Here is a 21,546-nt window from a genome sequence, read left to right as displayed (position 1 = left end):
CATGGAGAACACCGCCGCGCACCCCTGGACCAAGAACTACCAGCCGGGCGTCCCGGCCGAGATCGAGCTGCCCACCGAATCCCTGAGCGCGATGTTCGAGCGTTCCGTCGCCGAGGCCGGGGACAGTCCCGCCACCGAGTTCTTCGGGAAGCGCACCAGCTACCGCGAGCTCGGCGAGCAGGTGGAACGCGCCGCCGAGGGCCTGCGCCGGCTCGGCGTTCGCGCCGGGGACCGGGTCGCGCTGATCCTGCCCAACTGCCCGCAACACGTTATTGCCTTCTATGCGGTGCTGCGGCTGGGCGCGGTGGTCGTTGAGCACAACCCGCTCTACACCTCGCGCGAACTGCGCCACCAATTTGAGGACCACCAGGCCCGCGTCGTCATCGCCTGGGACAAGGCGGCCGAATCGGTGCGTCAGTTCCCGAAGGACATGCGCATCGACACCGTGGTCTCGGTGAACCTGCTCGAAGCCTTCCCGGCCGTGAAGCGCATGGCGCTTAACCTGCCAGTGAAGAAGCTCCGCGCCTCCAAGGCCGCGCTGACCGCGCCCGCCCCCGGGACCATGGCCTTCAAGGACCTGCTCAAGGCCGAGCGGATCGATGCCGCCCATCCGCGCCCGGGCGTGGAGGACCTCGCGGTCATCCAATACACCTCCGGGACCACGGGAAGGCCCAAGGGTGCGATGCTCACCCACTTCAACCTGTACTCCAACGCCCTGCAGGGCGAGGCCTGGATGGCCGGGGCGCGGGAACGCCAGGAGATTCTCTACGCGATCCTGCCGATGTTCCACGCGTTCGGCATGACCCTGTACCTGACCTTCGGCGTGAAAAAGCAGGGCCTGCTGGTGCTCTTCCCCAAGTTCGACCCCGACCTGGTGCTTCAGGCCATGAAGAAGTCACCGGCCACCGTGTACTGCGCCGTCCCGCCGATCTACGAGCGCACGGCCATGGCTGCGAAGGCCAAGGGCGTGTCGCTGCGCTCGGCCAAGTACTGCATTTCCGGGGCCATGAACCTGCCCGATTCAGTCGTAGAGCTGTGGGAGTCGGTTTCGGGAGGTCTGTTGGTGGAGGGCTACGGGATGACCGAGTCCTCCCCGGTGGCCCTGGGCAACCCCTTCCACCCGACCCGGCGCACCGGGACCATCGGGGTGCCGTTCCCCTCGACGGGCATGAAGGTCGTGGACTTGGATGACCCGTCGATCGAGGTGGCCCAGGGCGAGCCCGGCGAGTTGCTGCTAAAAGGCCCACAGGTGTTCGCCGGTTATTGGAACAACCCGGAGGAGACTGCCAAGACGCTCACCGCCGACGGCTGGTTGCGCACCGGGGACGTGGTGACGGTTGATGCCGAGGGCTTCACCACGATCGTGGACCGGGCCAAGGAACTGATCATCACCGGCGGCTTCAACGTCTCACCCACCGAGGTCGAGTCCGTGCTGCGCGCCCACCCGGACGTGCGCGACGCAGCCGCGTTCGGCAAGGCGTTGGAACGCGGCAGGGAAATGGTGGTTGCCGCCGTGGAACTCGAGCCCGGGACAGAACTGGACGAGGAAGGCCTGCGCGAGCACTGCCGCGGACAGCTGGCGGGCTACAAGGTGCCCAAGCGGATCGTGGCCATCGAGGCGATGCCGCGCTCGATGCTCGGCAAGATCCTGCGCAAGCAGGTCCGTGAGCAGGTCGCACCCGGCCTGTAGGCGAGTAGATTCCGGGGTGGCTTGCTCTTCAGCCGGAAGGCAACCACGACGAAGCCCCGGCGCGAGTGGAGGTTGCCCTGGGGCTCTTTTGCGTTGTGGCTAGCGCTGGCGACGACGCTTCGCCAGAACACCGCTGCGGAGTGCTGGGCTAGAGCGCCTCGCGGCGCGCCGCGGCTGCTTCGACTTCTTCAACTTCCGCGGCTCTCGGGGCCTGCGGGCCCCGACCCATGCGCCCGACCCAAACTCGACCATGTCTTTGAGGAGCCCGAGCTCGCCCCACCACTCGTTGGCCGGGACGTAGAAATCTTCCCGAACAACATCGGCCACCTTCTCAGCACCCCGCCACGCCTCTCCGGCAAGCTCGACCGAAGCTACGGCAGCATCCGCGGCTCCCTTCGCAACGACCTGCGCCACGGGAGCCGCCTCTGCGGCAGCACGTTCGACTGCCGGAATGCCGACGACGTAGAGGGTCATGAGAGAGAGTGCGGTTACCAGGGTGCCGAGTCGCTCGACGGTCCAGCCTCGGGGTGCGTTGGATGTCGCGAAGCCCCGCCCGATCCAGAGCTCGGTCACGCGAGCTATGAAGTCGGCCTGCCAACCTCCCCCCACCCTGATCTGCTCCCCCAGGGAGTCCAGAGCTTCGAGATCAGACTCGGACTCCCAGGAGAAGTCCTTGATGCCGATGACCTCGCCAACACGCTTCTCATCTGCGGCCAGCTCCTCGGCCTCAACGAAGACGCCCTCATCAACCTCGGCCCCAGCCTCTCGCTCCGCCAGGCGCGTGGCGGTCTCGATCGCCAAAGCGAGGCCGCCTTGCTTCACGTACGCCGCGAGCACTCCGGTGACCAGGCGCTCGTACATTCGAGAGTTGTCCAAGAAGAGCGAGGACTTCACCAGTCGGCTGGAGTCGAGGTTCCCCTGTAGGCGTTCGAGTGCAGCCATAGAGGTTACCCTTGTGGCCCGCTCCAGCGCGGCCTCCATGTTAGCTATGGCTTTTGGGGTCAGGTTCGACTGATCGGCGACTCGCCGGAGAAGCCTGTCGGCGGTGGCCACTATGTCATTGGAGTTGACAGTGGTCATCGTTTCGACTCGTTGCAACAGGTCGCCCATTGCCTCGATGCTCGTCTTCGCCACGGCCTCACTGGCGAGGTTTCCGCTAGACAGTTTCAGTATGCGCTGCATGCGCTCTTCGTGGTCACGCATGGGGCCCCCGCTCGCCAGCCAGACAGCCCGCTCTATCGGCGTTCTCTTCCCTACCATTTCCCCCCCACATTCATTCTCCGCAAGGGACCCCATTGGGCCCCTTCGATCATCTCACTGAAACGACAGAAAGCCCCACGACGCCCTCTTCTCGCAATGCGGCCAGTGCCGGATCCCGCCGGGGCTCCCTTGCTTCGTCTGACTACTTCTTGGCGGTTCCGTCGGCGCCGACGGCGAATTCCACGACGTCGTCGTAGACGCGGCGTTCGGTCTTGACCAGGTTGTAGTCCTCGTCCAAGATCGGGAAGAGGTAGATGGGGCTGAGCTTGATCTTCGCCCCGTCGCCCTGCCGGGTGATGTCGATCTGCAGGTGGCCGTAGTGCAGGCCGCCGTCAAGAAGCTGCGGGGTTCCGTTCTCGTCGGTGGCCCAGGTCTCGGGCTGGTTGGCCGCGGCGGACCACTTCGAGTGGGTGTTGAAGCGCAGCGGCTCGTACTCGCCCTTCTCGTTTTTCACCTGCTGCTCGCCGCGCAGCCCGTCGGAGGCGACGCCCACGTCGTAGGAGTGGAAGCCCTGCCCGTCGCCGTCGCCGTCGACCCAGGAGCGCTCGAACATCTCGTCGTGGCCGGAGAGCACCGTGGCCACCCCGTACTTCTCAAAGAGCGGGGAGTAGGCGCGCATTGCGGTGCCGGACTGGTTGTCAGCGTGTTCGTGGTTCGGCGGCGTTCCGTGCACGCCCGAGGAGTAGGCGGCGTGGTGGAACTGGACGATCACGATCTGTCCCTGTTCGCGGGCCTCGGCCAGCTGCTTCTCGGCCCACTTCCACTGTTCGCCGCCGACCGACATGTTGGGCAGGTCGGAATCCTCCGCGGTGGTGCCAGCGAAGAGTTCGGTGTAGGCCTTGTCGTAGTCGGCGTCGGTGAACTCGCCCTGGGTGTCGGTGGAGAGGTTCTCCGCCGTGAGGTTGGAATCGTCCCCGGAGAAGGGTTCGCCGGAGAGGGTGCCGGTCTTGGTGTTCTCGTCCGGTTCGCCATTGGTCGAGTCCAGGGTCAGCACCGTCACCGGCCCGTGGTCGGTGCGGTAGTAGGAGCCCTTGGCCGCCGGGTTGGCGGCGTCCCCGTCGTTGTCGAAGTAGGAGAGGTACTTGTTCCGGGAAATGACCGCGGGCGACTGGTCGGCGGGCGAGCCGTAGCCGCCGTTGATCCCCGCATAGGTCTCCCAGTTGCCCAGCGCCGTCACCAGCGGGACGTTGGAGGCAAGGTCGCCGTGTTCGCCGGCGAAGTAGCCAAAGAATTCGTCCCAGGCAGGCTGGTAGCCCGCGCCCTGGACCAGGTCGCCTGCGATGAGCATCAAATCCGGGTCGGCCGCCTCGATCGCCGCCATGTTCTCGCGCATCGCGGTGTCCTGGCTGAGCGGGTAGCGAAGCGTGAAGTCGCCGTAGCGGGTGGTGGAGCCGAACTTCTGCGCCCAGACGGAATCGCTTCCGGGACGCTGTTCGGAGTCGGGCGTGTAGCCGTTGACCGGGTTCAGTTCCCACTCGCGGTGCTCGACGCGGCCCGTGGGTTCGGTCTCGGAGTCAGAGAACGCGATCAGCCGCAGGTCTTCCCAGGACTCGGCGTCGGGTGCGGTGGTGAAGGTGCCCTCATGGCGCTTGCCGCCCTGGTCCACCGTGTAGTCGTAGTCCTTGCCGGCCTTCAGTCCCTCGACGGTGAGCGTGTGCTTGTAGTTGGTGTTGGCCTTGAGCCAGGAACCCTTCACCAGGCCGCTGATGCTTTGGTCCAGTTCCTTCTGGGTGTATTCCATCAGCGGCATGTACTTCGGGGTCGAGGTGAGCACCCGTTGGTTGCCCGCGCCCTTGCCCTTGCCGTTGCCGATGCCCGGACCGGTGAAGCTCAGGGTTCCCGGGTCGGCGGTTTCGCTGATCCAGCTGATGGTCATGGCATCCGGCTTCGGGTTCTGCAGGTAGGGCAGAACTCGGAAGCCGGGCTGGGCGTCGCGGGTGCCGACGGTGCTGTTGGCCGATGCTGTGGTGGCGCCGGCCGGCGTGGCCAGCAGGGGCGTGGCCAGAACGGCAAGTGCCAGGGCAGCGGACAGGGACTTCTTCATGTTTTGCCTCACGGTGCGGTGTTGGATTGGCGCGGCCGGGGGAGCGGCGCGCGAACCCATCCTCCCCGACGCTCACCAACCGAAGATGGCGCGCCGGTAAACATGCGGTGACCGCGGGGAGCCCTGTTGAGGTGGGCGTTCCGGCTCGACGTCCGCCTTGCCTCGGGGCTGCGATGTGTGAAAATCTGGGAAGAAGCCTCATGACAGGGGTTCCGGACGATGGGTGCCGTACCCGGTGTGCGACAAGACGGCCCGCGAGGAGTCAGTCATGTCTTGGTTTATTCTCATTGTTTCCGGTGTTCTCGAAGCCGTTTGGGCCACCGCGTTGGGTAAATCCGAAGGGTTAAGCCGGTTGGTTCCTACCGTTGTATTCGCCGTGGGACTGGTGTTGAGCATGGCCGGCCTGGCCTATGCGATGAAGGAACTGCCACTCGGTACCGCCTATGCGGTATGGGTCGGAATCGGTGCGACGCTGACGGTCGTTTACGCGATGGCCACTGGCACCGAGACGATCTCGATCCTGAAAGTGCTCTTTCTGCTGATGATCATTGGCGGCGTTGTTGGCCTCAAGTCCCTTCACGCCTGAGCTCGGTTCATCGCAACCTCGATAGGCCGGAAAGGGTCCGGCGGTTCCCAGATGCTCGCCTGTTGTGCGATGTTTTCACGCATCCCTTGCCTGGTTCGCCAGGTGGAGCATAGGTTTGGGGGACTGTCGGGCGTTTCCTTGGGGGAGAAGCTATGGATCACTATGAATGCTTGGGGGTGGGACGTGCTGCATCGCCCCACCAAATCAATGTCGCTGCCAGGTTTGCCTTATGGCGCAATGGCACCAACGCTCTTGAATGTCGGCGGATCATGGCTGCATGGTTCGTCGTGGGGGACCCGAACCGACGGTTCGACTACGATTTCTGGCTAATGTGCAACCCTGGACCCAGGGACACCTTCGTGCCTGTGGAACGAAAGACCGCCACGGGACAGGTGCCATGAATAGAACAACCCCCAAGCAGTGCCAGGCGTGGTGATTGTTGGCCGAGGGGCAGACAGCGTCTTGGATCGCGGCTAGGCTGGGCCGCAAACACCGGCAACCCGACGCGCACGGCGCTGGGGGGAGCGAGAGGACCACTGACATGGGCTACACGCACAGCATCACCGTTTCGCTGGACTGGGAGGAAGCAGTGGCCCGCACCAAGGATGCACTGGGGCGCCAGGGCTTTGGGGTGCTGACCGAAATCGATGTGCGTGCCGTCCTGACGGCAAAGATCAGCGCCGAATCGGCCGACCGGATCGGCGACTACCTGATACTTGGGGCCTGCAATCCGCATCTGGCCAATCGGGGATTGCTCACCGAACCCGAACTTGGGGCCTTGTTGCCGTGCAACGTGGTGGTCCGCAGGGCACTGGACGCGACCGAAACCACGATAGAGACCATTGACGCGCAGGTCCTGTCCCGCATTAGTGGGAACCCTGCCATTCGCGAGGTAGCCGCCGATGCCGATACCCGCCTGAAGGCGGCGCTGGACCAGCTACGCGACACCTAGGCCATTCAACAGTCGGCGCCGACTCAGAGCTGCGGCACGCGGGCCGGTACCTGTTCCGTTCCTTGCTTGGCCCCTCCACTGTCGGGCCGCGCAGGTAGAGCCGCGCGAGAAGGGCGATGACCAGTCCGAGGTTCCATGTGCGGCGAACACGCCCGGAACTGCGCTCCCATCTTTTCTTGCGCGACATTTAACCCCCAAGGTTTCTGCCTGTGTGGGGCTCCCCAGCCCCCACACAATCCAGCACGGGCCGAAGACGCGACAGAGGGGGCGGGAAATTCTTCCCGCCCCCTCTGGCTTCCTTCCCGGCTACGCCGCGAGTGCAGCTTCCCGGCCTGCCGAAACCTGTAGGCCCGATTCGTCGGCTGTCACCGTCACGGTGCCTCCCGCGGCCAACTCGTCGGTAACCAACAGGTCCGCGACCTTGTCGTCGAGCTCGCGCTGGATGACCCGGCGCAGCGGGCGGGCGCCGAACTCCGGCTCGTGGCCTTCGGCGGCGATCCAGGCGACAGCCGCCTCGTCCACCTCGAGGCCGATGCCGTTGGCGGCAAGCCGGGCCTCGGTGCGGCGCAACTGCAGCCGCACGATCCCGCGCAGCTGCTCCGCCTCCAGCTTGCGGAAGAGCACCGTCTCGTCGATCCTGTTCAGGAACTCCGGACGCATGGTCTCACGCAGCCGGCCCATGACCTTTGCGCGCAGCTCGCGCTCGGAGCCGGTGCCGGAATCGCTACCGAAGCCCAGCGGGGCGCCTCGGCTCGCCAGGAACTCGGATCCCAGGTTGGAGGTCATGATGATGACGGTGTTGCGGAAGTCGACGGTGCGGCCCTGCCCGTCGGTGAGACGGCCGTCGTCGAGCACCTGCAGCAGCAGGTTGAACACGTCGGGGTGCGCCTTCTCCACCTCGTCCAGCAACACGACCGAGTAGGGGCGACGCCGGACGCGTTCGGTCAGTTGCCCCGCCTCGTCGTAGCCGACGTATCCCGGAGGGGCGCCGACCAGCCGCGAGACCGTGTGGCGCTCGCCGAACTCGCTCATGTCGAAGCGCACCATGGCGGACTCGTCGCCGAAGAGCGAGGCCGCCAGCGCCTTGGCCAGCTCCGTCTTGCCCACACCCGTGGGGCCCAGGAAGAGGAAGCTGCCGACCGGGCGGTTTTCGTCGCCCATCCCGGTGCGGGAGCGGCGAACCGCCTTGGCAACGGCAGCCACAGCATCGTCCTGCCCGACGACCCTGTCGTGGAGCTCGTCCTCCAGACGGGCCAGGCGTTCCTTGTCGTCCTCCGTCAGCCGCGCGGCGGGGATGCCGGTGGCGCGGGCGATGACCTCGGCGATCTGGGCTTCGTCGACCACCGTGTCGGCGGTGCCGGTGCCGGACTCCTCGGTCTCGGCCAGCCGGGCAGAGATTTCCTCGGCCTCGTCGCGCAAACGCGAAGCGTCCTCGTAGCGTTCCTCTGCCACCGCGCGGTCCTTGGCGGCTGCGAGCTCGGCTATCCGCGACTTCAGCGCCACGGTGTCGATGCCCGGTCCGCGCTTGAGGCCCAGCCGGGCACCCGCGGTATCGATCAGGTCGATGGCCTTGTCCGGCAGGAACCTGTCGGTCACGTAGCGGGCCGACATTTCCACCGCGGCGCGGATCGCCTCGTCGGTGTAGGTGACCCGGTGGTGCTGCGCGTACCTTTCCTTCAATCCGTGCAGGATCGTTACGGCGTCCTCAAGGGAGGGCTCGCCGATGGTCACAGGCTGGAAGCGGCGTTCCAAGGCGGGATCCTTCTCGACCTTGCGGTATTCGGCCAGCGTGGTGGCGCCGATGAGGTGAAGCTCGCCGCGGGCCAGCCGTGGCTTGAGGATGTTGCCGGCATCCATGGAGCCCTCGCCGCCTGAGCCGGCGCCGACCACGGTGTGCAGCTCGTCGATGAAGACGATCACCTCCCCGTCCTGCGCGGCGATCTCGTCCATGGTCTGGGTCAGGCGCTCCTCGAAGTCGCCGCGGTAGCGGGTGCCGGCGACCATGGCCGGCAAGTCGAGCGCGATGATGCGCTTGCCTGCCAGCTGATCCGGCACCTCGCCGGCGACGATGGCGCGGGCGAGGCCCTCGACAACGGCGGTTTTCCCGACGCCGGCCTCGCCGATCAGCACCGGGTTGTTCTTCGTGCGCCGGGCCAGGATCTCGATGGTCTGCTCGATCTCCTGCGTGCGGCCGATCACCGGGTCCAGCCCGTCCTCGGCGGCCCGGGCGGTCAGGTCCATGCCGAATTTCTCCAACAATGGCGTCTCACCCTTGGCGGGCTGGTTGGCCTCGGCGGATTTCCGCTGGGTCGGAGCGGAACCGGAGCGTTGTTGATCGGCACCCTCGGCGGCGGCCTGCAGGGTCTGTGGAGTGACTCCGGCGGCGCCGAGCACCTGCCCGGCCGGGGATTCGGTGTTGAGCACGAATGCCAGGAACAGGTGTTCGGGATCGATGTAGGTTGAGCCGAAGGCGCGGGCGACCTGGTAGGCGTCGAGCAGGGCGCGCTGGGCCGATGGGGTCAGCGCGGGAGCGGATTCGGAGTGTCGCGGCCCGGTTTCGGGCAAGCGCTGTTCGGCGTCGCGGGCAATCGCCCCGGCGTCGGCCCCGGAGCGGCGCAGGGCCTCGTCGACGGGCTCGATCTCGAGCATCACGCGCAGCAAGTGCAGCGCGTCGATGTCGGGGTGGCCGTGTTCAACGGCGAATTGCGCGGCACGGGTCAGTACCTCGTGCGTGTGGCGGCTGAGCAGTCGGGTGATGTCGACGGGGCGCCCGAAGCGGCTGGTGCGCTGGCCTTGCAGGTAGCGCGCCAGGAAATCCTCGAAAGAGCCGTTGCCGGCGCCGGATGGGCCAAAGAATGCTGGCATGTTTCCTCCTATTGGATACTTGAGTGCCCTTGGCTCAAGTTAACGCGGATGCCAACAGGATATTCCCGGGCGTGATTCCGGCGGGGCAATGTTCGCCGACGGCGAGATGCCGGGGGCGACGGCCTGGAGATGCTTTCAGCACGGCAGCACGGAATATGCCTGCTTCAGGGTGTCACCCGCCCGCTTGCCCTTCAGGCAAGCGGCTCGTGGGGGACGGTGGTCCTTCTTGCCCGAGGCGTGGAGGTGCCAGTGTTCCCTTTTCCGCACGCCGAGACGCAGGCAGGTGATAGTCCTGTCCATCAACAAGGACTTCGCAGCGGCCACAATGTTCCCGTTAAGGAAGAAGGTCCAACCCAGGATGGATTTGCGGGTCTTCACCTACTGAACCTGCCGCATTATCCGCAACTGGTTGAAGGCGTGGTGAGCCGCAATGGAGGGAATCAGCCCGACGACCGGCTTGGACTGCACCATCCGCACCGCCGCAGAGCCCGGGCCCACCGTCTACTTGATCACATTTAAGCTACCGTCCCGGGGGAGCTCCTGACTATTGCCATCCAGATGGAATCCGGGCTGCTGGCGCAGCCCTACTATGACGCCATCCGACCGGGCTCCTAGTCACCATGGAAAGTGCCGGAAGTCCGCACTTGTGCGGGTGTACGGGATCGAGGGAGCGAGAGCCATCGACCGGTGTCGGCGCCCACGTATTTGTCCGCCGCATGGATTGATAACGGAATTGTAACTTTTGTATTTACCCTCGTAGGGTTTTACATCGGGTCGCATCTAGGCAACCCAGTCCCGATCCGGTTCGCCCAACCCTACCGGCGGATCGCGGAGTAAAAATTCCCGGTAGGGGCGGAGGACCCAATCAACCGATCCTGGTCTTGCACCATGGATCTCGGGGTGAAGTTGAGTCCACCTTGGTGGGCTCGGCCGAGTTAATCTCATGACTCGAATCCGACAGCTAACTTCGCAGGCGATACATGAGAGGTAATCATTTGACCCAGCACCATAATTCCGCGCGCCGCCGCGCGTCCGGCCCCGTTGATGCCAAGCCCGCCAACGCTTCCATGGAGCAAATCGCGAGCGGCGAAAACACTTCCCGGCGGTCGGGCCGCCGCGCACTCGGCGCGGTCCCGGATTCCGCGCAATCCCCGAATGACACGGAGTATGCCGGCCGCCGATTCGTGGCAAGCCTCCGCTATGGAGCGGCCCCGGACGCTTCATCCATGGCCGCCGCCGAAGTCCCTTCCGCATCTGGTGCACAGTCGGTGCCCCTGCCGATGCCTGCGGAAGCCGGCAAACTGGACAGCGTTCGGAAGTTCGCCCCCCGGGACCGGCGCCCCCGCCTCGGGTTGGCGCACAAGCTCGCAGCAGTCGCCGCCGTGTCCGCCCTGGCATTCGCTGCCGCCCCCGCGCAGGAGGCCGAGGAGGTTGCCCCAGAGCCCCAGCGCGTCGCCCAGACCGCCGTCGCGGATGTCAAAGCCCCGGCCAGTGACAAGCTCACGGTCGATCGCGCCTCGGTGACCAGCAAGTTCATCAAGGTGGAAAAGAAGGAAAAGAAGCCGGCCCCTGTCACGACCGTTGCCGCCGCAAAGGTCGCCAAGGACGCCAAGCCGGCGCCCGCCGCCACCGCTGACACCGGAAAAGTCACCAAGCTCGCCCAGCCGGTGGACAGCATCCGGTTGACGTCGCGCTTTGGTTTCCGCAAGAACCCGACCGGTCCGGGGTACATGAACCACAACGGCCTGGACTACGCAGTTCCCATGGGTACACCGATCAAGGCAAGCGCCGCCGGCACCGTCGTGCAGGCCGAATGGGCCGGCCACTCCGGCAACCGCGTCAAAATCGACCACGGCAACGGGCTGGAAACCAGCTACAACCACAACTCGGCCCTCAAGGTGTCCGTGGGACAAAAGGTCGGGCGCGGCGAGGTCGTCGCCCTGGCTGGCAGCACGGGCAACTCAACAGGCCCCCACCTGCACCTCGAGGTCATCGTCAACGGCAAGTGGGTCAATCCCGAGGGCTGGCTGTAACGGCCAGGACTCGCCGATTTTTGGCGGACTTCATTTCGTATACCTCGAGAAGGCGTCCTGCAAAGCTGAATCGATGCAGATCACCACGGCAATGACCGCAAGAACGCCCACGATTCTCCCTACGCGGCCGCTTCCGAGCATCCGCCAATGTGTTGCTCGTCACGGCCGTGTGGGGAATCGAGATGCCCATTGCGTGGTTGGCATTGATTGACGCATCAAGCAGCACCCCCCGAAAAAACAGGAGACTTCCTCTTATGGCAACCACCGTCCTGACCCTCGTCGGTTCCCTCCGCAACGGTTCCACCAACCAGCAGCTGGCCGAGGCCACCGTCGCGAACGCCCCTGAGGGCGTTGAGGTAAACCTTTACGCCGGCATCGAGGACATTCCGTTCTACAACGAGGACATCGACGTCGAGGGACAGGTTCCGGCTGCTGCCGTCGCGCTGCGCGAAGCCGCCGGTGCGGCCGACGCCCTGCTGCTGGTTTCCCCCGAGTACAACGGCACCATGCCTGCAGTGCTGAAGAACGCCATCGACTGGCTTTCCCGCCCGATGGGCGCCGGCGCCGTCTTCGGCAAGCCCGCCGCCGTCATCGGCACCGCCTACGGCCAGTTCGGTGGCGTGTGGGCCCAGGACGAGGCCCGCAAGGCCGTCGGCATCGCCGGCGCCACCGTGCTGGAAGACGTCAAGCTCTCCATCCCGGGTTCGCTGGTCCGCTTCGCCGAGACCCACCCGAAGGACGACGCAGAGGTTGTTGGCCAGGTTTCGGCAGTGCTCGAGGGCATCCGCGCCGCCGCCGAAAGCAACTAGTCCAGAAATGGCATTGACCCTTCGGGGTCGATGAGTGCACCTGTGGCCGGTACCTGTTTCGGGTGCCGGCCACAAGCGTCTGTTGCGGCGGCACATGGCTAGTATTGGCACATGAACGACGTGATGACGCTGCGCTTCCTGGCCGCACCGACCGATGTTTCCGAAGACGGGCTCACGGTCCAGGCCGGGCGCGTGCTCGAGTGGATCGACAAGGCCGGCTACGCCTGCGCCGTCGGCTACTCCGGCGGCTACTGCGTCACCGCCTACGTCGGGAACGTCCACTTCACCCGGCCCATCGAAAACGGCGACCTGATCGAGGTCACCGCCCAGATCGTGCACACCGGGCGCAGCAGCATGCAGGTGGTGGTCACCGTCGACGCCGCCGACGTGCGCGAACGCGTCTTCAAGCCCGCCATGGACTGCATCCTGGTCTTCGTGGCAATGGACGAGCAACGCCGCGCCAAGGCGGTCCCGCCCTGGAAGCCGGCCGATGCCGCAGCGGCCCAACTGGCACATGGGGCGGCCGACCGCGTGGCCGCGCGCGCCGAGATCCGCCAGGCCATGCTGGCGCAGGAGTACACGGAGGCCGGCACCGCGCCTCGCGAGAAGTTCAGGTTCCTGGCCTCCCCAACGGACGTGAACTGGGGAGGGAACGCACACGGCGGGATCGTGATGCGATGGATCGACGAGGTCGCCCGGGCCTGCGCCATGGGGTGGTGCGGGGATGATGCGGTGGCCGTCTATTCCGGGGGCATCCACTTCACCAATCCCATCCACATCGGCGACGTCGTCGAGCTCGAGGCGCGGCTGATCCACACCGGACCGCATTCCATGCACATCGCCGTGCACGTGCGCGCCCGGGACCCCCGCGAAACTCAGTGGCGCGACACCACCCAGTGCATGACTATCTTCGTCGCCCGTGACGAGTCCGGCCGCGCTTCCGCGGTGCGGCAGCTGGTGCCCGTCAGCGAGGAGGACCGGCGGCTGGATGCGCACGCCGTGGACCTGGTCCGGCGGCGGGCGGAACTGAGCCCCCTGCGATTCGCCACGGAGCGGGTGTACTGAGCCGGCGGCAAATACCGTACGGGGCAGGTGCGGCCGGGCATCGGACGGTGCCCGCGGTTGCCGGCAGGGCGGTGCCCTGGAGATCCCCGCCCCGTTTACGATTCCGGCGAATGCGTGTGGTCCCCGCGCGCCCGAAGCGAGGCAACCTCCACGGTGTCCAACCTCGGATGCATATGGTCCCCATCCCGGACCACCCCGGTGACCCAGCTGATTTCCAGTCCGTCGCCGGTGGCCTCAATGATGGCCAGGCAATTGTCGAACCACGGCCCCTTGATGCCGCTCCAGGCAAACGGGGGGTTGGGCACGTGCGCCTGGCTCGCCATCCAGGCCCCGAAGGGGACCGCGGGACCCAGCGCCAAGGCTGCGGCAAAGTACCGCAGGAACCGGGGCAGCGGGTTGCGGATCGGGGAACACACGGCCTGCAGGATTCTGCTGCCGCCCTGTCGTTCGACTTCGGAAACGTAGGAAAAGTGCACATCCCCGGAGAGGAACGTGACTGTCTGCGGGACCGGTCCGCGCTTGCCGTCGGCGACCTCCGTGGCAAACCGGGCGACCTCCTGGAAGCTGCTTTGGAAGGCCGCCCAATGTTCAAGGTCGAAGGTCCTGCGCAACCGCTCACCTAGCCAGCCCCGGAGGCTTCTGCGGCTCCCGCTGGAGATGGCCTCATCCCAGGATTCCACGTGGTGCAGGCCCATGGGCAGCAGGAAGGGCAACGAGGTGCCGATCAGCAGGTGGCGGAAGCCGCCGCGCATCCGCCCATCAAGCCAAGCAAGTTCAGTCGGGTCGAGCAGGGCACGCCGCCCGGGGTCCAAGGTGCGTGCTGCCCGGGAGTCAACCACGATCAGGCGCACCGCATCCCAGTCCCGGCAGTAGCTCCAACTGTGGCTTTCGGGTTCCGCGTCGACGCGCTCGGCGAATTCGTCCAGCTCGGCGGTCAGGTCCAGCTCGCCGGTTCCCGTGTGGGCAGCGATGCGCCGCCACAGCGGATCGGCAGCCCGCTGATCGGGGGAGAGGTTTCCGAGGTGCTGATAGATCCAGTACGAACCGATCCCGGAAACCATGCGTTCGTGCCACCAGCCGGTCTTCTGCATCTCACGTTTCCACTCCAGGGATGAGTTCCAGTCGTCGCGGATATCGTGGTCGTCGAACATCATGGCGCTGGGCAGCGTGGAGAGAAGCCAGCGGTTGGCCGGGTCCGACCAGGCCAGGCTATAGAGGTGGGCGTATTCCTCATAGTCCTTCAGCTCTTCCCCGGGGGCTTCCTTGATGTTGCGGCGTCTGCGGATGAACTCCTGCATTTCCAGGCTCGTGGAGTCCGCGTAGACCTGGTCGCCAAGGAACAATGCCAGGTCGGGCCAGCGGCCGTGCTCGAGCCCGGCCATGGAGAGGGCGTAGGCGCGCATTGCGTCGACCCCGTGCGTACGATTGCCCGCTTCGTCATGCGGGACACTGGTGCGACAGGATCCAAAGGCCAGCCGGGGTTCCTTGGCCGGATCCAGGGTGGCGATCATGGAGTCGGGGAACCCGTCCTCGATGGGCCAGACACGTTTTCCGTTCAGGTGCACGGTGTAGGGACGGACGGTTCCCGCCTTTAGCCCGGATACCTCGACCAGCGCGTAGTGGTGGCCGTGGGCACCGAACGTCGCTGCCTGCCAGGAGTCCGCGCCGCAGCGGACCTCGACGGTGCAGGCCATGGCGGTTTCGACCCAGATGCTGGCGGAGGTGTTGTCCACGTGGCGGAGCATGGGGCCGAGCAAAAGGCCCTGGGCGGTCTCCGGGCCGAGGCCGGCCGGTGTGGTTCCAGTGCTCATCGGAATTCTCCCTGGTGGTGCCGGTCAACCCAGAATGGCACACCGGAAACCTCCGGCATAGACCGGAATTCCACCAAAACCCGGACCCCGCCCTCTCGTCCTGGCCCGATGTGCCGCTGCGCGGTGCGGGCAGTGCATAGGATGGGCTGATGAGTCACTCCCGCTACCTGCAGACCCGCCGGCGCTTCATCCCCGCTGCTGCACCGCACGAGGTCTTCGAGCTGCTCACGAATCCCGAAATGCACCCTGTCATCGACGGCTCCGGAACGGTGCGGGCCTCCAGCAGCCGGTCACAGCGACTGACCCTGGGCAGCGAATTCGGCATGCAGATGCGTCTGGGCGTTCCCTATCGCATCAGCAACACAGTGGTCGAATTCGAGCAGGACCGGACGATCGCGTGGAGGCATTTCAGCGGACACCGCTGGCGCTACGAACTCGAACCCCAAGGGTCCGGGACACTGGTCAGCGAAACCTGGGACGCCAGCCGGCTGCGGCACCAGTGGATGCTTCGGCTCCTGGGCTTCACCCGGAGAACCGGGCCGAACATGGAACGGACGCTCGAGCGGCTCGCCGCGCAATTCCCCGGCCGCGCCGAGTAGGGCACTCCGGAAGGGCAAAACACCGTGCGCCACCGCGCATCACGCACCTCCCGGCGCCGGGCACTAGGCTAAAAGCCATGAGCCAACCACCCGCCCCGGGCCCGACGAAGCCACGGCTCGCACCGATGCGCATCACCGTGCCGAGCCGCAGCGACGCCTTCCTGCGCAAGTTCACCGAGGTCATCGGCGGGCCATTGGGCAGGCACTCCAGCCCGGGGCGCATCGCCCCCGGGTTCTTCACCGTCGAACGCGTGCTGGTCATCCTCACGGTGATCGGTGCGTTGCTGGCGGTTCTGGCGAAGAATGCCTGCAGGCTCAATGGCTGGGGCGGCACCAACCCCTATGCGTGGGCCTGCTATTCGGACTGGACGGCACTCTTCCACGCCCGCGGCTTTGCCGAGAACGCGTTCGCCCCCTTCGCCGCCGGCGCCGAGTTCGAATATCCCGTGTTGATGTCAGTCATCGCCTCGCTCACCGCTGCCTTGGTGCCGGCCGGTGAATTCGACAGGTCGCTGGCCTTCTTCGACCTAAACCTCTTCCTGGTGGCGGGCCTGTGGCTCGTCGTCGTCGTGGCCACCGCACGGACCGCCGGGCGCCGCCCCTGGGACGCCGCCATGGTGGCACTGGCCCCGGGGATGATCCTTGCCGCTTCGATCAACTGGGACATGTGGGCCGTGGCGTGCCTGGCACTGGCGATGCTGGCCTTCTCGCGGCAAAACACTTTCCTGGCCGGGGTGCTCATCGGTGTGGGGACCGCGATCAAGGTCTTCCCGCTGCTCTTCTTCGGCGCCGTGATCGTGCTGGCCATCCGCACGGGCAGGTACAAGCCGCTCATCGTCTCGCTGGCCGGGGCGGCCCTGGCCTGGTTGGCGGTGAATCTGCCCATGGCCCTCGTGAACTTCGACGCGTGGAAGCACTTCTTCACCTTCACCGAGGACCGCGGGGCGGGGCTGTCCTCCTTCTGGCACATCTTCAACGTCACCGCCGGCGTCGTGCCGCAGATGGCGGAGCTGGATGCCGCCACCATCAATGCCCTGGCCCTGGGGCTCTTCGTGGCCAGCTGTGCCTTCATTGCCTATCTCGGCCTCAACGCCCCGGTGGCCCCGCGGCTGAGCCAGCTGGTGTTCCTCATCGTCGCCTCCTTCATCATGTTCAACAAGGTCTACTCGCCGCAATTCGTGGTGTGGCTGATCCCGCTGGCGGCACTGGCCTGGCCGAAGTGGAAGGACTTCCTCATCTGGCAACTCTTCGAGGTGCTGCACTTCTGGGCGATCTGGATGTACCTCTACGCCACCACCGCCGACATCCAGGCCTCCAACACGTTCCCCACCTCCTTCTACGTCTTTGCCGTGCTGGGGCACATGATCGCCACCGGGTACCTGATGTACCGGGTGGTCCAGTCGATGTACGACCCCGAGCTGGACCCGGTGCGCCGGGTGGGGCAGTCCGATCCGCAGGCAGGTGCCTTTGCCGGGGCGAAAGACCGGTTCGTTCTGGGAGCAAAGCATGGCGCATGACGTTGCGGTGATCGGGGCCGGGCCCAACGGGCTGGCCGCAGCCCTGACGATGGCCAGGGCGGGGCTTTCGGTGCGGCTCCTTGAGCGCAACGACACCGTGGGAGGTGCCGCGCGCACCAGGGGGCTGGGGTACCCCGGGGCAATCCACGACCTGGGCTCGGCGGTGCACCCGATGGCGCTGCTCTCCCCGTTCTTTGCGGAGATCGGCCTGCGGGACCGCGTCGACTTCGTGGTTCCGGAGATCTCCTTCGCCCACCCGTTTCCCGACGGCCGGACCGGAATTGCCTGGCGGGACCTGGAACGGACCGTTCAGGCGCTGGGCGCGGACGGCAACGGCTACCGCAGAATCCTTGGGCCCGTCGTTGAGCGCATGGCAACAACCTCCGACCTGTTGCTGCATCCGCTGCTGCGCCTCCCGCGGCAACTCGGTGCACTCACGGTCTTCGGGCTGCGCGCGGCCCAACTCATGGTCCCGGGCCTGGGCACCGGCGAACTCGCCGCTGCGATGATTGCCGGGTGCGCAGCCCACACCGCCGGCGGCGGCCGCGGGCCCGCCACCGCAGGTGCCGGTCTCTTCCTCGCTGCCGCTGCGCACTCCGGGGGGTGGCCGATCCCCATCGGTGGCTCGCAGGCGATCGCCGATGCGTTGGCCGGCATGTTCGTTGAGGCCGGGGGGAGCATCGAGCTGGACACCGAGGTCACCGACCTGGCCCAGATCCCCGAAAAGACAGTCCTCTTCGACACCTCCCCGGAGGCACTGGCCTCCATTGCCGGGCGGGTGCTGCCGCAGAAATATAAGAACATCCTCACCGGCACGCGCCGGGCTCCGGGGTCCTGCCTCATCCACTATGTCCTCAACGCACCCGTGCCGTGGCGCAACACCGAGCTTGCCAATGCCGGCACTATCCATCTGGGTGGCACCGCCGCGCAGATTGGGAGGGAGGAGCGCCGGGTGCGCACCGATGTTTCGAGCGCGCCCTACGCGATCGTTTCCCAGCCCAGCCGCTTCGATGCAAGCCGGGCGCCGGAGGGCAAGCACGTGCTCTGGGCCTATTGCCACGTGCCCAACGGAAACCCCGCGGACCTCACCGCCGTAATGGACCGCCAACTGGAGGCCGTGGCCCCGGGCTTCACCGACACCATCGAATACAGCCAGGCGGTTACCGCGCCGGGACTGGCGTCTCAGAACCCCAACCTGGTCGGCGGGGACCTCTCGGGCGGGGCGACCGACATGCGCGGCATGCTGGTCCGCCCCACGCTGTCCACCGATCCGTGGCGGACCCGGGCCAAGGGGATCTATCTGGCTTCCAGTTCAACCCCGCCGGGTCCGTCGGTGCACGGAATGAGCGGCCACCTTGCGGCGCTGAGCGCCCTTGACCACGAGTTCGGGATCCACAGGTAGGCAGCGGGAATCCGCGGGTAAAAAGAATAGGAAAAAACCTATACTCCCTTATACATCCTTGGACTTCACTAGATTCCGCCATGAACCGGGGGAGCTCGGGCCATTTCCCGAGCAAGACGAAGCGTGGGATCAACCATTTGGTGGAGCCGGTCCGTGAAGGTGCGCGGCTACGCTGGGTGTTGTGACAGATCCTGCCCCGCAACCCAGCCTCGGGGCCGAGCCGAGCCTCGCAGATGCCCCTACCGCCTCGGCCGGCGAGATGGTGCTGCGCGTTCTGCGCGTGGGGCTGCACGTCGGCTTCGCCGTGTTGCTGGGCGTCGGGCTGGTGCGCGCGCTGCTTTCCGAAACGACGATGCTCCGGCTGATCACGGCCATCGCCCTCACCGGTCTGTTGGCAGCGCTGTATCTGGCCGGAACCATCGCGGAAAAGCGCCATTCCGCCGGACGGGCGCCAAATACCGTGCGCTGGGCCAATTGGTGGCTTGCAGGGGTTGTGCTGTTGTGGCTCGTGCTGCTCTACCTGCACGCGGACTATTCCTGGCTGGCGTTCCCACTCTTCTTCCTGCACCTGCACATCCTGGGCCAACGCCATTCCCTGATCGCCGTGGCGCTGCTGACCGCCTCGGTCGTTGCGGCCGGATGGTTCCACTCCGGGTCCCTCGCCCTTCCCCAGATCCTGGGACCGATGGTCGGGGCGATCTTCGCGGTCATCATGGGCATGGCCTATCGGGCGTTGTACACCGAGGGCGTTAACCAGCGCCTTGCCCTGGACGAATTGCGGGCCACCCGGGCGGCGCTCGCCGAGGAACAGCACCGCGCGGGGACCTTGGGCGAACGCACCCGGTTGGCCCGCGAAATCCACGACACCCTGGCCCAGGGGCTCTCCAGCATCGTGCTGGTTTCCCGATCCGCCACGGCAGCCCTGGCGGCGGGGGACACCCGGGCTGCGGCCGAACGCCTCGAAACCATCGGCGCCACCGCCGCCGAAAACCTCGCCGAGGCCCGCGATTTCGTGGCCGACCTATCCACGGCCGGCGACGGAGCCCATTCCCTGGTCGGAAAGTTGCGCCGACTCTGTGTCGCCACCGAACGCACCGCGGCGGCAGCCGGCCGCGGTTTCGAGATCACCTTTCGGCAGGACGGCCCGGCCACCGCGCTTCCCGCCGAGGTTTCCGCGGCACTTATCCGCGCCGCCCAGTCCGGGCTGGCCAACGTCGCTGCCCACGCGCACGCCAAACGCGCTGTCCTCAGCCTGGGGTACCTGCCGGATGCCGTGACCCTTGATGTGTTTGACGACGGGGACGGCATGCACCTCGCACAACTTCCTCTTGAGCCGCGTGCCGACGGCACCGGCTATGGGCTGGCCGGGCTGCGCGAGCGCCTGGGACTACTGGGGGGTTCCCTGGAGATCGAATCAACCCCCGGGGAGGGAACGGTGCTGGGCGTTCGCATCCCCTTCACCACGGAAGGAAGCCAGGACGATGCCTAATCTGAAGATCATGCTGGTCGATGACCACCCGGTGGTGCGGGCGGGCCTTCGCGCGGTGCTCACCGAACAGGGCGGGCTCTCGGTGCTGGCAGAGGCCTCCGACGGGGCCGCGGCCCTGGCGCAGCTGGAGCGGTTGAAGACCTTGGGCCAGCGCGTGGATGTGGTGCTCATGGACCTGCAGATGGACGGCATGGACGGTGTCACCGCCACAAAGAAGATCCGTGCCGAGAACGGCCCGCCGGTGCTGATCCTGACCACCTACGACTCGGACGCCGACATCCGGGCGGCGCTGGATGCCGGGGCGGCAGGCTACCTGCTGAAGGACGCCCCGCTGCCCGAGGTGCTCGCGGCGGTCGAGGCCGCCGCAATGGGGGAGCAGGTGCTCTCGGCGGACCTTGCCGCCAGGGTGACCCCCGAGGCCCGTGCCAACTCCACCGACCTGAGTCCGCGCGAGCTCGAGTTGCTGCAGCTGCTGGCCCGCGGGCGGAGCAACAAGGAGATCGCCGCGGAACTGTTCATCTCCCAGTCCACGGTCAAGACGCACCTGATCCACATCTACGACAAGCTCGGGGTGGACAACCGCACCGCCGCCATCGACAGGGCCCGGGCGAACAGGGTCATTCGCTGAATCGTGGGCCGGCTACCGGGCCGCGACGTCGGGCTGCCCCTTGAGCGCCCCGAGAATGAGCGCCTCCATCTTTTCCCGCAGGTGGCGGTGCCCCTCCACCGAGGGATGCAGTCCGTCCGGGCCCACGAATCGCTCGGCATCAGCGACGACCCAGCCCCGTTCGATGGGATCGACGTACATTGCCCCGGCGGCTTGCGCCTCTTGTTTGACCGCGTCCCGCAGCGCCAGGAACCTTGCCTCCGGCCGGGTGCTGTACGCCGGTGGCCCAACCACCAGGAATGCGGAGCGCGGCGCCCTCTCCCTGGCCGCCGCGTACGTTCGGCCCACGGCAGCCGCCAGCTCCGTGGGGTCTTGGTGAAGATCGTTTATTGAGCCGAAGAACACCACCAGGTCGGCGTCCGGTGTCAGAGCCTGTTCCACCTGAAGGGCGAAGGTGGAGCCGGTGACGCCGACGTTGAGATAGCCGCTGCCGTTTTGCGCAGCGTTGAGCAGATTCAGCTGCATCGAGTCGTCCCCGGGCGCCATGGCGATGAGGTTCGGCCAGGCGTTCTCGGCGCTGGTGCCAAAACCGGTGCTCAGCGAATCGCCGATGATCACCACGCTGCGCACGGAGGTCGAGGCCGACACCGACGAGGAGTCCGGGGTGGAGGTCGTGGACCCGGTGCCTTGGCAGCCGGCAAGGACCAACGCCCCCGTCAGTGCCAGCAGCAGAGGAACGGGGGCTTGGCGCCATCGCCGCGGAGCATGCTCCATGTTTGGTCCCTTTCTGGCCGAACCAGGTACGCCGCCTTGGCGG

17 protein-coding genes and 2 riboswitches are annotated in these 21,546 nt (G+C 66.4%); of the genes, 11 read left to right on the top strand and 6 right to left on the bottom strand.

Annotated features, from left to right (window positions below):
• The first annotated feature begins 1 nt into the window (after position 1).
• Positions 2-1,690: a long-chain-fatty-acid--CoA ligase gene (locus ABD687_RS13715; RefSeq protein WP_310290311.1), complete on the top strand. Its 1,689-nt coding sequence runs from the start codon at positions 2-4 to the stop codon at positions 1,688-1,690.
• A 99-nt stretch (positions 1,691-1,789) separates the two neighbouring features.
• Here ABD687_RS13715 and ABD687_RS13710 read toward each other — a convergent pair whose 3' ends face one another.
• Entirely contained in the window at positions 1,790-2,872 is a 1,083-nt protein-coding gene (locus ABD687_RS13710) for a hypothetical protein (protein WP_310290313.1), read from the bottom strand.
• Positions 2,873-3,092: 220 nt separating this feature from the next.
• Positions 3,093-4,994 carry a metallophosphoesterase family protein gene (locus ABD687_RS13705; RefSeq protein ID WP_310290316.1) on the bottom strand — a complete coding sequence of 634 codons (1,902 nt, stop codon included), beginning with the start codon at positions 4,992-4,994 and terminating at the stop codon, positions 3,093-3,095.
• 190 nt (positions 4,995-5,184) lie between these two features.
• Positions 5,185-5,251: riboswitch (guanidine-III (ykkC-III) riboswitch) on the top strand.
• A gap of 11 nt (positions 5,252-5,262) precedes the next feature.
• Between ABD687_RS13705 and ABD687_RS13700 the strand changes: the two genes are divergently transcribed.
• Positions 5,263-5,580 (top strand): DMT family transporter, encoded by a 318-nt coding sequence (locus ABD687_RS13700; RefSeq protein ID WP_310290319.1) that lies wholly within the window; start codon positions 5,263-5,265, stop codon positions 5,578-5,580.
• A 541-nt stretch (positions 5,581-6,121) separates the two neighbouring features.
• Complete coding sequence (locus ABD687_RS13695; protein WP_302263638.1) at positions 6,122-6,532, top strand: DUF302 domain-containing protein; 411 nt, start codon at positions 6,122-6,124, stop codon at positions 6,530-6,532.
• Positions 6,533-6,838: 306 nt separating this feature from the next.
• On the opposite strand, the gene ABD687_RS13690 is transcribed toward ABD687_RS13695, so the two are convergent.
• Complete coding sequence (locus ABD687_RS13690; protein WP_310290324.1) at positions 6,839-9,397, bottom strand: ATP-dependent Clp protease ATP-binding subunit; 2,559 nt, start codon at positions 9,395-9,397, stop codon at positions 6,839-6,841.
• A 135-nt stretch (positions 9,398-9,532) separates the two neighbouring features.
• Entirely contained in the window at positions 9,533-9,775 is a 243-nt protein-coding gene (locus ABD687_RS13685) for a hypothetical protein (protein WP_344761002.1), read from the bottom strand.
• 439 nt (positions 9,776-10,214) lie between these two features.
• A riboswitch (cyclic di-AMP (ydaO/yuaA leader) is annotated at positions 10,215-10,389 on the top strand.
• A 3-nt stretch (positions 10,390-10,392) separates the two neighbouring features.
• Here ABD687_RS13685 and ABD687_RS13680 point away from each other — a divergent pair.
• The 3 genes from ABD687_RS13680 to ABD687_RS13670 all read left to right on the top strand — a co-directional run bounded on the left by ABD687_RS13680 (position 10,393) and on the right by ABD687_RS13670 (position 13,304).
• On the top strand, positions 10,393-11,430 hold the full coding sequence (locus ABD687_RS13680) for a M23 family metallopeptidase (RefSeq protein ID WP_310290327.1): 1,038 nt from the start codon (positions 10,393-10,395) through the stop codon (positions 11,428-11,430).
• Between the two features lie 254 nt (positions 11,431-11,684).
• Positions 11,685-12,239 carry an NAD(P)H-dependent oxidoreductase gene (locus tag ABD687_RS13675; protein ID WP_302263641.1) on the top strand — a complete coding sequence of 185 codons (555 nt, stop codon included), beginning with the start codon at positions 11,685-11,687 and terminating at the stop codon, positions 12,237-12,239.
• A 111-nt stretch (positions 12,240-12,350) separates the two neighbouring features.
• Positions 12,351-13,304 (top strand): acyl-CoA thioesterase, encoded by a 954-nt coding sequence (locus tag ABD687_RS13670; protein WP_310290330.1) that lies wholly within the window; start codon positions 12,351-12,353, stop codon positions 13,302-13,304.
• 95 nt (positions 13,305-13,399) lie between these two features.
• Here the strand turns inward: ABD687_RS13670 and ABD687_RS13665 are convergent, their stop codons facing one another.
• Positions 13,400-15,115: an alkaline phosphatase D family protein gene (locus tag ABD687_RS13665; RefSeq protein WP_264271105.1), complete on the bottom strand. Its 1,716-nt coding sequence runs from the start codon at positions 15,113-15,115 to the stop codon at positions 13,400-13,402.
• 149 nt (positions 15,116-15,264) lie between these two features.
• Between ABD687_RS13665 and ABD687_RS13660 the strand changes: the two genes are divergently transcribed.
• The 5 genes from ABD687_RS13660 to ABD687_RS13640 all read left to right on the top strand — a co-directional run bounded on the left by ABD687_RS13660 (position 15,265) and on the right by ABD687_RS13640 (position 20,750).
• A complete protein-coding gene (locus ABD687_RS13660; protein WP_310290334.1) occupies positions 15,265-15,714 on the top strand; it encodes an SRPBCC family protein in 450 nt (149 codons plus the stop codon).
• A 77-nt stretch (positions 15,715-15,791) separates the two neighbouring features.
• Positions 15,792-17,231, top strand: a complete 1,440-nt coding sequence (locus tag ABD687_RS13655; RefSeq protein WP_310290337.1) for a glycosyltransferase family 87 protein — start codon at positions 15,792-15,794, stop codon at positions 17,229-17,231.
• The gene (locus ABD687_RS13650; RefSeq protein ID WP_302263645.1) at positions 17,221-18,633 is read left to right on the top strand and encodes a phytoene desaturase family protein; all 1,413 of its coding nucleotides are present in this window, start codon (positions 17,221-17,223) and stop codon (positions 18,631-18,633) included. The genes ABD687_RS13655 and ABD687_RS13650 overlap by 11 nt, the downstream gene beginning before the upstream one ends.
• Before the next feature lie 259 nt (positions 18,634-18,892).
• The gene (locus ABD687_RS13645; protein WP_302266384.1) at positions 18,893-20,122 is read left to right on the top strand and encodes a sensor histidine kinase; all 1,230 of its coding nucleotides are present in this window, start codon (positions 18,893-18,895) and stop codon (positions 20,120-20,122) included.
• Positions 20,115-20,750: a response regulator transcription factor gene (locus ABD687_RS13640; protein ID WP_302263646.1), complete on the top strand. Its 636-nt coding sequence runs from the start codon at positions 20,115-20,117 to the stop codon at positions 20,748-20,750. Before ABD687_RS13645 ends, ABD687_RS13640 begins: the two co-directional genes overlap by 8 nt.
• 12 nt (positions 20,751-20,762) lie before the next feature.
• On the opposite strand, the gene ABD687_RS13635 is transcribed toward ABD687_RS13640, so the two are convergent.
• The gene (locus ABD687_RS13635; RefSeq protein ID WP_302263647.1) at positions 20,763-21,503 is read right to left on the bottom strand and encodes an SGNH/GDSL hydrolase family protein; all 741 of its coding nucleotides are present in this window, start codon (positions 21,501-21,503) and stop codon (positions 20,763-20,765) included.
• Positions 21,504-21,546 lie beyond the last annotated feature (43 nt).

Source organism: Paeniglutamicibacter sulfureus (assembly GCF_039535115.1).
In the GTDB taxonomy this organism is placed as follows: domain Bacteria; phylum Actinomycetota; class Actinomycetes; order Actinomycetales; family Micrococcaceae; genus Paeniglutamicibacter; species Paeniglutamicibacter sulfureus.
Note: the sequence above shows the minus strand (reverse complement) of the source record. Positions and strands in the feature narration are given on the sequence as shown.